Below are 13,321 nucleotides of genomic sequence, written 5' to 3' on the forward strand. Positions count from 1 at the left end.
AATAAGGCTAGGAGTATTTCATGAGTCTATTCACAAATCGTAAGTCATTGATCGTCAAAAGTTTAGCATTAACAGTAACAGCTTTGATGGTAAATACAGCTCAAGCTGCTACTGACAGTCAAGAGATTCAACAATTACGCAATGAAGTTCAAGAATTAAAAGCACTTCTTCAACAGCAACAGCAGCAAGTAAGATTAGTTGAATCTAAAGTTCAAGCAGCGCCATCTTCTTCTTCAGTTGGCTTAAAGTCTAAGTCTGGTGCAGATATCAATATTTATGGTTTTGTTCGTGGTGATGCGAACTATATCATTGAAGGCGGTGATGACGACTTCAACAAAATCAGTTCAACCAATGGCGAAGCGAAAGATAAACTCCGTGCTACAGCAAAAACAACACGAATCGGTTTAGATTTTAATACACCAGTAGGCGATGCTAAAGTTGGTGGTAAAGTTGAAGTTGACTTTGCAGGTAATGGCGTAAATGAAAACCTTCGTATTCGTCATGCTTATTTAACCTATAACAACTGGTTATTTGGTCAAACAACATCTAACTTCCTATCTAGCCATGCGCCAGAAATGATTGACTTTGCAACTAACGCAGGTGGCGGTACTACACGTATTCCACAAGTACGTTATGCATACAATTTGGCACCGACTACAAAATTATTAGTTGCTGCTGAAGAGGGTAATAGTACTGGAGTTACAGGTACAGCAGTTAAATATAGTCTTCCTGTGTTAACAGGTAAAATTACACAATCATATGCTGATGGCAACGGTAATGCATCTGCACGTGTTTTAGTGGAAAACTATAAAGATAACAATGTTGGCAAAGACAAGACTGGTTGGGGTGTTGCAGTTGGTACAGACTTTAAAGTTGCTGACCCTTTAAAACTTTTTGCTGATGCATCTTATGTGGTTGGTAATAGCAACTACTTATACGGAAGTAACAATGCATATTCTGTGGTAAATGGTGATATTGAACAGAATGAATTCACTGCGCTTCAAGTGGGTGGGACATATAAAATCTTACCTAACTTACGTTCAACTTTAGCGTATGGTGCATTATTTGCTGACAACGGTACAGATTTTGCCAAAGCAAACCAAACTGCAAATGAAAAAATTCAACAAGCTTGGTTAAACGTGATCTATTCTCCAGCGAAACCGATTGATTTAGGTATCGAGTATATCAACGGTAAGCGTGAAACTTTCGCGGGTCAATCTTATAAAGATAACCGTGTAGGTTTAATGGCGAAATACAATTTCTAATTCCAACTTAGAAATTTATTGATCCAAAAAGCCGAGGAATGATCCTCGGTTTTTTAATGCCTGAGTATTCATGTCAAAAATAATCATCAAATCAATATCATTTCAAATAATGAATAATATTGTAAAAACTTAAGACATTTGCTTAAAAAAATGCATAATTAACCCACTTTTTTTTGTATGTTCATATTATCGTATAGATAAATGACATGTTTTGGCCTGTTCTTGTAAAGCGAATGACTTATGAGGACTGTATTTCTCATTGTTTGATGAAATGATCTTTTATCAATAATAGGAGTAACATCATGACCATTTTCTTTTCTAAATTTTTGCAGCATTGCAATTCTGTTTATATCTAATCGCTAATGTATTTATCGCGATAAGCCTTTTTGATTTTCAATGTTGAAAATCTGCGTTTTATTTTAATTTTTTGTTGTATATATCAGGCAATTAGGTAATCACTAAATCTGAGTGATTTTAAGTCTGTTACTATGGAATAGCATTTCTATATCTATACAACAAAAAAATCTAGCCAAAGAATGGACAATTACTTATGGAATTTTCTTTTAATGCCTTCTATACGTTGATTGCAGCGGTCATCGTATTGTTATTGGGTCGTTTCCTGGTCAATAAGATTGATTTTCTCCGTAAATATAATATTCCAGAACCTGTTGCTGGGGGACTTGTTGCCGCAATTTTATCTTTACTCATCCATAATTTCTGGGGCTATAGTATTACCACGAGTAGTGAATTACAAACCAGTTTCATGTTGGTATTTTTCGCTTCAATTGGTTTAAGTGCAAATTTTGCAAAATTAAAAGAAGGCGGTTTTGGTTTAGTCGTTTTTTTAATTTGTGTTGCCTCATTTATTGTCGTACAAGACTTTGTTGGGATTGGATTGGCAACGGCCATGGGTCTAGACCCGCTGATTGGTTTGATTGCGGGTTCAATTACCCTCACAGGTGGACATGGTACAGCAGGTGCTTGGGGTGAGATTCTAGAAACCCAGCATGGTATTCAAGGTGCATTAGCATTAGGTATGGCAAGTGCAACCTTTGGATTAATCATTGGCGGAATCATTGGTGGTCCATTGGCCAAGCTCCTGATTAACCGTTATCAGTTATCTAATCCAAAGACACAAAAAGAAGTGGATGAGACCAATCAGCAAGCCGTTTCTGATCTTGGTGAATATGTTCCCTTTGAATATCCACATCAAGTCCGTTTGATTACTGCAGATAATGCGATTACTACATTGGGACTTTTTGCAGCATGTTTGGCTTTTGCTGAATTTATGACAGGTTACAGTAAAGGACAATGGTTTGAGCTGCCAACATTTGTTTGGGCGCTCGCTGGCGGTGTTATTCTTCGAAATGTGCTTGAAGGCATTTTAAGAGTTAAAATGTTTGATCGTGCGATCGATGTGTTTGGTAATGCAGCACTGTCACTTTATCTAGCGATGGCTTTACTTTCATTAAAACTTTGGCAGTTAGCAGATTTAGCCGGCCCATTGGTGATTATTCTGAGTGCACAAACATTAACGATGGCTTTATATGCTGCTTTCGTGACATTCCGTGTAATGGGGAAAAATTACGATGCAGCGGTATTGGCTGCAGGGCATTGTGGTTTTGGTATGGGTGCAACACCAACAGCTGTTGCAAATATGCAGGCTATTACCAATATGTACGGTCCTTCACATAAAGCATTTTTGATTGTTCCGCTTTGTGGTGCTTTTTTTGTCGACTTAATTAATGCAACAGTGATTCAATTAATTCTAAAATTTATCGCTTAATTTTTAGATTTAAAAAGCCAGTGATATCACTGGCTTTTTAAATGAAATTCAGCAAGGCATAATGAATAAATAAAAGGCTAGGAATACTGATAAAAATTGAAATTTTAAGTTTTAAACTCAATAGCATTAAACAGGCTGTGAGAATATCTAATGGATTGCCCATGGTTTTTTGTAGCATGGGGACGATCACAGACAGGATAAATCCAACAACTACGGCATTGATGAGCATTACAGAATTTTCAATATAACGATTCTCAAGTTGCTTAGACCAGTAAGGCAAAGCTAAAAAAACAAAGAAAAAAGAAGGTAGAAAGATCAACAGTGTTGTTATGGCAGCATTAACAATGGGAAAAGCTGTAAGGGGCAAATATGCACCAAGATAACTGGCAAAGCTAAACAGTGGTCCTGGCATAAATTGCGCAAGTGTGTAGCCTAATTCAAAATCTTGTTTACTGATTAGCCCTGTATTGACAAGGTCTTGGTGCAGCATAGGAAGAACCACATGGCCACCACCAAAGACCAAAGCGCCTGTTTTATAAAAACTAAAACTGGCTTGAAAGAACAGCTTGTTGGAAAAAAACATTGCCAAGCACAAGGCGAAAAAGATTGAAATAAAGCCAATCAACCAGATTGAATGAGGACGATGAGCGGTTGGTAAGGTGTTAAAATTTATATGCTGTTTTTCGATAGCAAGATCATTTGAATCCTTTTGAATATATGCAAATCGCGTCATTAAAACGGCTAAACAACCAGTACCGAGAATAATCACAAGTTGTATCCAAGCATTGGAAAACAGCAGGAGCAACCCAGTACTAACAAGCATTAAGGCAAAATGTAGTTTGGTTTTACAATAGCTTTTAAACATCTGTAAAAAAGCAAAGACAATAATCGCCAAGATGATCGAGTGGATTGTTGAAAATAAGGTTAAATTAAAAACTGGATGTTGCTGAATGAATCGTGCTAAGCCAAACATTAGCAAGGCTGAAGGAAAGGTAAACCCAATCCAAGCCACAATTGCACCTAAATGTCGATGTTGTAAATAGCCGATAGCCATACCCATTTGACTACTACTTGGGCCTGGGAGTAGTTGGGTAAGTGCAAGCAGTTGAGCATATTGCTGCTCATTTAACCAATGCTTTTTCTCTACAAAAGCCTGTTTAAAGTACACTAAATGTGCGGCTGGACCACCAAAGCTGCTACAGCCTAATTTTAAAAAAATCCAAAAAATTTCAAAAAGTGTGGGCATATTTTTAGGATGATTTTAGACACTGATTTTTTATAATCTAATCGAAAATCATGACAGAATAAATAAATACAACAGCAAATGATTGCAAATTATGCTTAGATACATGCGAATTTAGATTGTGTCATGATCTGAGAGTATATGTCATTGTTAAATAAAACCTTAGCTGCTTTGTTTTGTGGTTTATTGCTAACTGCATGCGCACATTCACCCGAAAAAAAATCTCAAGCCAGTAGCTTAGCAACCCAACAGGTTTTAGAAGCCACTTCACGATTGGACAATACTTTTTATCAATACAAACAATTGTCAAAGAAAAAGCCTGTGATTGCTTTGGTTTTAGGCAGTGGGGGCGCGCGTGGTTATGCCCACATTGGTGTAATCGAAGTGCTGGAACAACATGGTATTAAACCTGATTTTATTGTTGGAACAAGTGCGGGAAGTATCGTTGGTTCAATTTATGCCAGTGGGAAATCGCCTGAACAATTACGTCAAATTGCACTCAATATGAAAGTGGGTGATGTACGCGATTTTAAAATTGGGATGAAAGGTTTTTTTGACGGGCAAAAAGTTGAGGATTATGTCAATAAGCAAATCGATCAAATGCCTTTGGAAAAGATGAAAATCCCGATGTATGTGGTTGCTACAGAATTACAAAATGGTGAAAAAACAATTTTTAATTATGGCAATACTGGGCAAGCCGTGAGAGCTTCTGTATCTATTCCAAGCATGTTTATTCCCACCAAAATTAAAGGTAAGGAATATGTTGACGGTGGTTTGGTTAGTCCAGTACCCGTGAATATCGCCAAAGAATTAGGTGCAGATATCGTGATTGCAGTGGATATATTGGCACAACCTGTTAATACTGAAACCACGAATGTCTGGGGGCTGTTTAACCAAAATATCAATATCATGCAAAATCGATTAGCAGCAGAAGAATTAAAAAATGCAGATATTGTGATTCAGCCAGATTTACGCGAAAAAGCGCATATTTTTGATGTAAAAGGCCGTCAGGATACCATGCAAGCCGGAATCGATGCTGCCAATCAACGTATGCATGATCTAGATGTGGTTATTGCCAGTAAGAAAAGTCTTGAAACTGCTCAGCAGCAATATCAAGTTCAAAACTAAGATCAATCGTAATAGATCGATTTAAAAATATTATACTTTTATCACTGTATGATTATTTGAATAAGGATGATGTGCTATAGCGGTCATCTGTTTATTTAAATCTATGATGATTAAATTTGTTATGGGTAAAAAGTAAGAATTGTGACACTATCCCATACTATTCTTGGAATCATCCTTGTAAACATTGATCATTGTTATCAAATTCAACACCAATTATCGGATCAGCAAAGACTTAGATATGGCAAGATTGCAGCGCGAATATTGTAAAAAATAGAAAATGATTGATAAACCAATAAGATATACCTCAAATAAATGACTATAGTCATAATCATAAATTGAGAGAATGGTCAATTGCCGAATTAAACATGTTTTTTAGCTGAAAAGATATATAATAATAGACTTAAATCTCCTGCCAAAATAGAGTCTAGAATACGATGTCTCCATTAGATCAAATGATCCCAGCTACAGATGACCAGTCAGAATTAACCATGTCCGTTTTGATGACCCCAGATATGGCAAACTTTTCAGGTAATGTACACGGTGGAACCATCCTTAAGTTGCTTGATCAAGTCGCTTATGCATGTGCAAGTCGTTATTCAGGTAGCTATGTTGTGACACTTTCAGTCGATAAAGTGAATTTCAAAGAGCCTATTCATGTGGGTGAAATGGTCAGCTTCCTTGCCAGTGTCAACCATGTTGGTCGTACCTCCATGGAAATCGGGATTCGTGTTGAAGCACAAAATATTCAAAAACGTACAGTACGTCATACCAACAGTTGCTATTTCACCATGGTGGCCGTAGATGAAAATGGTAAGCCACAGCAAATTCCAGCTTTAAATCTGGATAATGATTGGAAACGCTGTCGTTTTGAAGCGGCTGAGCAACGTAAAGTGGCACGTTTACAAGAAAATCATCATCCTTCTTGCAGTATCTATAAAAAAGCTTCAAATGGTTAATTGATCGCATTGCCCCCTCGTTGCCAATGAGGGGGAGTTTTAGATATTAATATTAGATAGTCTCAAAATTTAAATGAAATGTAGTCAGCGTGATACGACCTTTTTGACAGCACTAAGCTTAAGGTATAGACGCTTAAACATAAATTCAAACCATAAAAATTTGATAAAGACAGAGCAGTACTTTTAATTGACTTTGTTAAGAACACGTCCATCTACAGTCATGCTCCATGTCCCATTGGCAGTTTGTTGCGGTGCTTGAGAAACTTTAAACTCAGTTGAAAGTGGTCCAATGCCAGCACTAAAGTTATTGCCTTCAAATTTAGAAATTGGGGCAGATACAGATGAACTTGAATTAGGTTGTTTATTGCTATATTCAACGCGGCCTTCAGGTGTAATCATCAAATTTACACTGCCATCCTCACTTTGCCACGTGCCTGAGTAGTTTTGCTTATCTGTCGGTAACGGTTTGCTACATGCAACAAGTAGGGTGCTGATGATGCCTAAACCGATCAGTTTTTTTAACATTTTAAATTCCTCGTTAGTCTTGATATGTCAGGTTTTAATTATAAATTTATCAATTTTACAAACTGATTTAAGTGCAAAATAGTATAGCTGAATTATTCAATAATTCGAATTAGAAAAGCACTCAGGAGGCATAATGGGCGTATGTACGAGTTATCTTAAAGATTAAAGATCAGAAAAATGAAGTTATTGGGTGACTTTAAATTTTTTTAAAAGTGCAATTTATATAAAAAATATTCTAAATTATTGGTTTGAATCAATCGCGATACTGTGGGTAAACCACATTTAATCTTTTCTGTAGTTTAGAGTCCTTATGAAAGGATGGAATTTATTTTTTCATAAGGTATTGATAATTATTTTATTTATTTTTTAGAAAGGAAGCACTTTGCTTTTGCATATAAATTAATCATAGTTAGCGATATTTTGATTATACTCAAAGCACGAAAAAATGGATTTAAAAACAATGAAACTTTATACCAATGCACATTCTCGTGGAAATACCATTTTGCCTTTATTAAAAGAATTAGATATCGAAGATCAAGTCGAAATTATTCAAGTGGATTATAAAGACTTGAATCAGCCTGAATATTTGGCATTGAATCCGATGGCTAAGATTCCTTTTTTAGTGGATCAAGGTTCTGTCATTTCTGAGACGCCTGCAATCTTTGCATATTTAGCAGACAAATATATTGAGAAAGGTTTCGCACCCGCATTGAATGATCCCAAGCGTGGAGAATATTTAAAATGGTTATTCTTTTGCCACGGACCTTTGACTGAGTTTATGGATATTAAAAGCTTAGGTATTTCAACAGAACAAATTCAGGAACGGAGAAGAAGTCTAGGCTTTGGTACAGAGGAAACAATGTATAACTTTATTAAAATTGGGCTAAAGCAAGCAAATCCTTATTTGCTGGGGCATAAAATTTCTGCGGCAGATTTGTTTTTAGCATACTGGCTGATCTTCGCCATTTCTTTTAAAATTGTGCCATATCTAGACGAATTTAAGCCGTTTATACAGTTGATTCAACAGCGTGATACGGTAAAAGATGTAGCTTGGATTCAGGCCGTTTAGCGGAGTTTGTTCAGGGATGAATATGGTTTTAAAAATGGATTTTAAATTTATCTGGATGATTCGGAATAGTGACAATTTAAATATTATCGGTTGTTTTACAGATAAAGTAGCTGCTGAAAATACATTTATGATCATCAGCTTAAGTGAATAACATCAGAAAAGATAAAAAGACTAAATCGCAGCATGATCTAGTCTTTTTATTCAGATCGTCTTTTCAGACAACCCAATTGCTAACTCGGGAGGAGTATTAAATCTTATTGACCTGCTTGAGGAGCAGAAGTCGCTGGAGCTTCAGCAGCGCTTTCAGTCGCAGGTTGAGCTGTAGGTTGACCAGCAGCTTGAGTATCTTCAGCTGCAGCTGGTTGTTCTTGAGTTGATACAACAACTTGTTCAGCTTCAGTTGCAGCTGTATCAGTAGCAGCAAAAGTTGAGAAAGCAGTGAAAGCAAGTGTAGTAGCTAAAAGTGTTTTAACGAGTTTCATTTTGGCATCCTTAATTCATTGAATTGATCGTATAACGACCTGTGAGAGCGTCAGTTGTTAAATGCGTTGCTGATCACAGGGAGTAGTGTCATGCTAAGTGCAGATGAAAAAATGGGCAACCTAAGCAACAAAGCGTAACAGACAGGTTTACATGTTTAAAACAAATCATTGTATTATGTTGTTTTTTTGTGACTCATTGACTTTTACCAATAGGTAAAAATGTATGTAAATATGAAAAGTTGATTAAAAAATAGACTGCACGGTTACTTACAATTAACATTCACGATGCAATTTTTATGAATGGGGTATTGGAGTTTTGGATTGTTTTTGTAATTTTAATTTAAAAAATAGATTTAAAACCTGAAACTATTGGCACATTTTCAGTAATAATAAGAAGCGCCGCGATAACCATCAATTTCTTTCATTTAATCTGCTGAGTCGATCCTTTGAAGATTTTAAGCCAAAAAACAGTCAAAACTCATATTATTTCTGGTTTTTTAGGGGCTGGAAAGACCACCTTATTGCAGCATTTGCTTCTACAGAAGCCAGAAAATGAAACGTGGGCGGTGCTGATGAATGAGTTTGGACAGATTGGTGTAGATCAGCAATTGTTACCACAAGACTCAGGCTATGAAGTAAAAGAATTACTCGGTGGTTGTTTATGTTGTGCAGGACAATTGCCTATGCAAATTGCCTTGTCTCGATTGATTTATGATAAACAACCCGATCGACTATTTATAGAACCCACAGGCTTAGGTCATCCCGCTCAACTTTTGGCACAATTGACTGAACCACAATGGCAAGCGCAAATTGATATGCGTGCATTGGTGACAGTAATTGATGGGAGTCGCTTACATGATTCTGAATGGGTGAATCAAGAGCTTTATCAAGACCAGTTAAAAGCTGCACAAATTGTTGTGGTTTCACATGCAGATAGCATGTCTGCGTCTGATCATGAGGTATTAAACCAGTTTAAAAATGATTACTTTGCTTATATTCAAACTTGGGTATTGGCAGAGCAGGGCAAACTTGATATTCAACAGCTGGATCTATCCCATCAAGGGGTTGAGAGAAAAGTTGTACCGCTGATTCAAGTGCAAAAGCAATTTAACCCCGATGAAGTACTGCCTGTGGTTAAACAATTGCCTTATCACTATGTTGAAACGTCTAATGGATATACTGTTGCAGGTTGGAAATTTTCAAAGCGTTGGCAATTCGATTTTTATGACTTGTTAGATGTCTTGTGTGAGCAAAAAGACTGGTTGAGGATCAAAGGGATATTCAATACCAATCAAGGTTGGATGACATTTAATTTTAATCCCGAAAATTTGAATTATAAATCGGGTGAAGAAAGCTTGGATAATCGGATTGAACTCATTAGCCAGCACAATCGTGATTGGGAAAGTTTAGAAACGGCTTTGTTGAATTGTCGAATTGATCAGGCGGAAAAAACGCAGTAATCCTTTTGAAAATCTTATAGACTGTGCGCCATATTTAAGAACTTTTTGGAACTTTCATGGCATTAAAAGCAACAATTTATAAGGCTGATCTCAATATTGCCAATATGGATGTGCATCAATATGGTGATTATCAGTTCACGATGGCATTACATCCGTCTGAAACGATTGAACGCTTAATGGTGCGTGTATTGGCATATGCTCGTTTTGCAGATGAACGTTTGGAATTTACCAAAGATTTATTTGAAACTGATGAACCTGCTTTATGGGAAAAGGATTTAACCGGACAGTTGATTAAATGGATTGAAGTTGGTTTGCCTGACGAAGATAAAGTTAAAAAAGCGGCAGCACGTTGTAAAGAAGTGGCTGTCATAGCCTATGGTTCAGCCGTTGCAGAATGGTATAAAAGAAGTTCTAAACTCAAAACCTTGTCAAATGTTCAGGTATGGCAATTGTCTGAGGCGACGACAACTGCAATTCAAGCCTTATGTCAACGCACAATGCAATTGCAATTAAATGTTATGGATGGTGAGTGGACCTTGATTGGTGATGATGCTCAAGCTGTGATTGAATGGACACAGTTACAGTAATGATTGTTCTTCAATAAAAAATTGACAAGAAAAGCAAGCGAATCGCTTGCTTTTTTTTGCTCAAATTTCGTATACCTAGAGGGATAAAAATAGTTATGTAGAAAATCAATGAATAATGACATCTACCATTTACTGATGGCTTTGGCGATTGGTGCGATTATTGGTGCAGAGCGTGAGTATCGCAGCAAGTCCGCAGGGTTACGTACCATGATTATGGTGAGTTTAGCATCCTGCTTATTCACCATACTTTCAATTAAAATTGGGGTACAAAATCCTGATCGTTTGGCAGCAAATATTCTGACGGGTTTGGGGTTTTTAGGTGCTGGGGTTATTTTTAAAGATGATAACCGAATTTCAGGAATTACCACTGCAACAACAATTTGGATGGTGGCTGCATTAGGTATGGCCGCTGGTGCAGGTTATGAATATTTAGCATTTGTTGGAACGCTACTGGTACTGGTTGTTTTGGTATTTCTCGTCTATTTTCAAGAAAAAATTGAAGCAATTCACCAAGCGCGTAATTACAGGATTTTATGTGATTATCAGCAAGAGACCTTAGATAAATATGAAGAATTGTTTAAGCAATATAATATGAAAATTTTACGTGGTGTACAAAATAAAACTGAAAAACAGATTGTTGGGCGCTGGGTGTTAATTGGATCTGCACAAAATCATAAAAAACTCACAAACTATTTGCTTTTAGATCAAGAGATTAAAGAGTTAAGTTTCTAAAACAAGAAAAAAGTGTGGTTGATTTATTCAATCTTTTATTCATCAAATTTTCAGCTTAGCGATTTAATCTAAGCAATTGTATAAAGTATTGGAGTAAACCGATGCGAGATCCTTATGAACGTGTTATTCATTTTAATCAGTCGCGAGATGAGCGATTTCTAGCAATTAAATATAAGTTAATGGCGAGTAGTGCTTTCCGTTTTTTCCGTGGTTCATGTCATTTATATTATGAAGATTTGGCAAGCCAACAAACATGGAAAGATCAAACCATCACCTGGATTTGTGGTGATTTGCATGTCGAAAATTTTGGCAGTTATCGTAGTCGACATCAGGTGGTTTATTTTGATTTAAATGATTTTGACGAGGCGATTTTGGCCCATCCAACGTGGGATGTGTCGCGTTTTATTTGTAGTATATTTTTAGCTGGCAAAGAGCTGAATATCGGCGACGATGATTTAAAAACGATTGCAGCACAACTGCTAGATGAGTATTTAAATGCACTTCGTATAGGGAAAGCTTATGCAGTAGAAAAAGAAACCGTCGATGGTATTTTAAAGAAATATATTGCAACCGTTTCTGAACGTGATCCTGTGGCATTTATTGAAGCGCGTTGTTCTTTAGATAAAACAAGTGATCGACGCTATTTGGTGATTGATCAGAAAAAATATTTTAAAATAGAATCAAAAAGCTTATATACGACGCTGATAAAAACATTTTCTGAGAATTTACAAAAACTCAATACGAAAAATCAATCAAATTTTCAAGTATTCGATGTCGCAGTACGCATTGCGGGAACAGGAAGTATCGGTTTAAATCGCTATGTATTTTTAGTCTATGATCGTGAAAATAAAACCTATACTTTATTCGATATGAAACAAGCCCAAACTTCCTCTCTAAGCTTGTCTCCATTTCTCAAAATAGAACAACCAGAATGGGATGATCAAGCGCAACGCATTCAATTCATCCAAACACTCATGCAGTACCAAACACCAGCTCAGTTATCACGGCTGGACTTTCAAGGACAAGCGTATATTGTCAAAGCATTACAACCTGAACAAGATAAAATTGATTTTAAACAGTGTGTAGATAAACCTAAAAAATTTACCGATGCCTGCTATAACATGGCTCGATTAATTGCTTATGCTCAATTACGTTCGACAGGGCGCAAAGGTTCTTCAACAGCAGATGAATTAATCAATTTTGCACAACAAGCAGAAGTTTGGAAAACGCAATTGTTGAAATACACGTATAATTACGCCCAACAAGTTGAGCAAGATTATCAACGTTTTTGTAAAAGTTATGCTGAATATCGTACTGAACAAAAGACAGTGATAAGTAAAGCTTTGCACAAACCCGAATGATGAATAGGAATAATATATGTCAAATGAATTAGAAATTATCGACTTAAAAGTTGGTGAAGGTAAAGAAGCGGTAAAAGGTGCTTTGATTACAACTCATTATACTGGCTGGTTGGAAGATGGAACCAAGTTCGATTCTTCAATTGATCGTGGCAATTACTTTGAAACAGTGATTGGAACAGGGCGTGTAATCAAGGGCTGGGATCAAGGCATTATGGGGATGAAAGTGGGCGGTAAACGTAAATTGATCGTTCCTGCACACTTGGCGTATGGCGAGCGTAAAATGGGAAAAATTATTCCAGCAAACTCTAATCTGATTTTTGAAATTGAACTTTTTGATGTAAAAACGCGTGATTAAATCTGCGAAATGTCTGAGCTAATTTAGTCCTCAACATGGACGCAAAAATAGAGATCAATTGATCTCTATTTTTTTATGTCTAATGAATCATCTATTGACTACACTGTCTTATGTTAGTGATGTTGAAAGAGTCTTTTTGATTTCTGTATATATTACTCAGATAAAAATATCATTCGAATCCGACTTTATGCGCTTATAATTTAGCTAATAGTGTGATTTTAAACACAATAGTTTTATTTTTTTGTTTGTTATTTGCTCAATACTTAACAATCATCTACAATACTTTTGTCTTAAAAGTGTTTAAATGTCATAAATAAATAATTCTGCTCAGAGTTATTTTTTAAGGTTCGTTTCAGTTTTATTCTTTTAAAT

At 36.2% G+C, this 13,321-nt stretch carries 13 protein-coding genes; 10 read left to right on the plus strand and 3 right to left on the minus strand.

Annotation, left to right across the window (positions count from 1 at the left end; translation table 11 throughout):
* Positions 1–20 precede the first annotated feature (20 nt).
* Both AC07WY_RS11065 and gltS read left to right on the plus strand, forming a co-directional pair.
* The gene (locus tag AC07WY_RS11065) at positions 21–1,265 is read left to right on the plus strand and encodes a DcaP family trimeric outer membrane transporter (RefSeq protein WP_034610928.1); all 1,245 of its coding nucleotides are present in this window, start codon (positions 21–23) and stop codon (positions 1,263–1,265) included.
* A 550-nt stretch (positions 1,266–1,815) separates the two neighbouring features.
* Positions 1,816–3,051 (plus strand): sodium/glutamate symporter, encoded by a 1,236-nt coding sequence (gene gltS / locus AC07WY_RS11070; RefSeq protein WP_004819437.1) that lies wholly within the window; start codon positions 1,816–1,818, stop codon positions 3,049–3,051.
* A 37-nt stretch (positions 3,052–3,088) separates the two neighbouring features.
* Here gltS and chrA read toward each other — a convergent pair whose 3' ends face one another.
* Entirely contained in the window at positions 3,089–4,297 is a 1,209-nt protein-coding gene (gene chrA / locus AC07WY_RS11075; RefSeq protein WP_494736368.1) for a chromate efflux transporter, read from the minus strand.
* A gap of 138 nt (positions 4,298–4,435) precedes the next feature.
* Here chrA and AC07WY_RS11080 point away from each other — a divergent pair, with 138 nt between their 5' ends.
* Together AC07WY_RS11080 and AC07WY_RS11085 are read left to right on the plus strand one after the other, a co-directional pair.
* Complete coding sequence (locus AC07WY_RS11080) at positions 4,436–5,422, plus strand: patatin-like phospholipase family protein (RefSeq protein WP_004819441.1); 987 nt, start codon at positions 4,436–4,438, stop codon at positions 5,420–5,422.
* Between the two features lie 434 nt (positions 5,423–5,856).
* Positions 5,857–6,378 carry an acyl-CoA thioesterase gene (locus AC07WY_RS11085; protein WP_004722691.1) on the plus strand — a complete coding sequence of 174 codons (522 nt, stop codon included), beginning with the start codon at positions 5,857–5,859 and terminating at the stop codon, positions 6,376–6,378.
* Between the two features lie 183 nt (positions 6,379–6,561).
* Here the strand turns inward: AC07WY_RS11085 and AC07WY_RS11090 are convergent, their stop codons facing one another.
* Complete coding sequence (locus AC07WY_RS11090) at positions 6,562–6,903, minus strand: hypothetical protein (RefSeq protein WP_151801236.1); 342 nt, start codon at positions 6,901–6,903, stop codon at positions 6,562–6,564.
* Between the two features lie 460 nt (positions 6,904–7,363).
* Between AC07WY_RS11090 and AC07WY_RS11095 the strand changes: the two genes are divergently transcribed.
* A complete protein-coding gene (locus AC07WY_RS11095; protein WP_494736369.1) occupies positions 7,364–7,972 on the plus strand; it encodes a glutathione S-transferase family protein in 609 nt (202 codons plus the stop codon).
* A 254-nt stretch (positions 7,973–8,226) separates the two neighbouring features.
* On the opposite strand, the gene AC07WY_RS11100 is transcribed toward AC07WY_RS11095, so the two are convergent.
* Complete coding sequence (locus tag AC07WY_RS11100) at positions 8,227–8,454, minus strand: hypothetical protein (protein WP_004722685.1); 228 nt, start codon at positions 8,452–8,454, stop codon at positions 8,227–8,229.
* Between the two features lie 446 nt (positions 8,455–8,900).
* Here AC07WY_RS11100 and AC07WY_RS11105 point away from each other — a divergent pair, with 446 nt between their 5' ends.
* From AC07WY_RS11105 to AC07WY_RS11125, 5 genes are all read left to right on the plus strand, one after another.
* Positions 8,901–9,914 carry a CobW family GTP-binding protein gene (locus tag AC07WY_RS11105; protein WP_494736370.1) on the plus strand — a complete coding sequence of 338 codons (1,014 nt, stop codon included), beginning with the start codon at positions 8,901–8,903 and terminating at the stop codon, positions 9,912–9,914.
* Between the two features lie 56 nt (positions 9,915–9,970).
* Positions 9,971–10,501, plus strand: a complete 531-nt coding sequence (locus tag AC07WY_RS11110; protein ID WP_004722682.1) for a YaeQ family protein — start codon at positions 9,971–9,973, stop codon at positions 10,499–10,501.
* 108 nt (positions 10,502–10,609) lie between these two features.
* A complete protein-coding gene (locus AC07WY_RS11115; RefSeq protein WP_004819450.1) occupies positions 10,610–11,233 on the plus strand; it encodes an MgtC/SapB family protein in 624 nt (207 codons plus the stop codon).
* A gap of 101 nt (positions 11,234–11,334) precedes the next feature.
* Positions 11,335–12,594, plus strand: a complete 1,260-nt coding sequence (locus AC07WY_RS11120; RefSeq protein ID WP_494736371.1) for a DUF2252 domain-containing protein — start codon at positions 11,335–11,337, stop codon at positions 12,592–12,594.
* A 16-nt stretch (positions 12,595–12,610) separates the two neighbouring features.
* Positions 12,611–12,949, plus strand: coding sequence for an FKBP-type peptidyl-prolyl cis-trans isomerase (locus AC07WY_RS11125; RefSeq protein ID WP_004722677.1), 339 nt, complete (start codon positions 12,611–12,613; stop codon positions 12,947–12,949).
* Positions 12,950–13,321: the final 372 nt, after the last annotated feature.

This window comes from Acinetobacter sp. GW821-FHT01C12, assembly GCF_059422625.1.

Coding starts and splice junctions, on each gene's coding strand:
- AC07WY_RS11065 (WP_034610928.1), top strand. CDS start 21: ATGAGTCTATTCACAAATCGTAAGTCATTGATCGTCAAAAGTTTAGCA.
- gltS (WP_004819437.1), top strand. CDS start 1,816: ATGGAATTTTCTTTTAATGCCTTCTATACGTTGATTGCAGCGGTCATC.
- chrA (WP_494736368.1), bottom strand. CDS start 4,297: ATGCCCACACTTTTTGAAATTTTTTGGATTTTTTTAAAATTAGGCTGT.
- AC07WY_RS11080 (WP_004819441.1), top strand. CDS start 4,436: ATGTCATTGTTAAATAAAACCTTAGCTGCTTTGTTTTGTGGTTTATTG.
- AC07WY_RS11085 (WP_004722691.1), top strand. CDS start 5,857: ATGTCTCCATTAGATCAAATGATCCCAGCTACAGATGACCAGTCAGAA.
- AC07WY_RS11090 (WP_151801236.1), bottom strand. CDS start 6,903: ATGTTAAAAAAACTGATCGGTTTAGGCATCATCAGCACCCTACTTGTT.
- AC07WY_RS11095 (WP_494736369.1), top strand. CDS start 7,364: ATGAAACTTTATACCAATGCACATTCTCGTGGAAATACCATTTTGCCT.
- AC07WY_RS11100 (WP_004722685.1), bottom strand. CDS start 8,454: ATGAAACTCGTTAAAACACTTTTAGCTACTACACTTGCTTTCACTGCT.
- AC07WY_RS11110 (WP_004722682.1), top strand. CDS start 9,971: ATGGCATTAAAAGCAACAATTTATAAGGCTGATCTCAATATTGCCAAT.
- AC07WY_RS11115 (WP_004819450.1), top strand. CDS start 10,610: ATGAATAATGACATCTACCATTTACTGATGGCTTTGGCGATTGGTGCG.
- AC07WY_RS11120 (WP_494736371.1), top strand. CDS start 11,335: ATGCGAGATCCTTATGAACGTGTTATTCATTTTAATCAGTCGCGAGAT.
- AC07WY_RS11125 (WP_004722677.1), top strand. CDS start 12,611: ATGTCAAATGAATTAGAAATTATCGACTTAAAAGTTGGTGAAGGTAAA.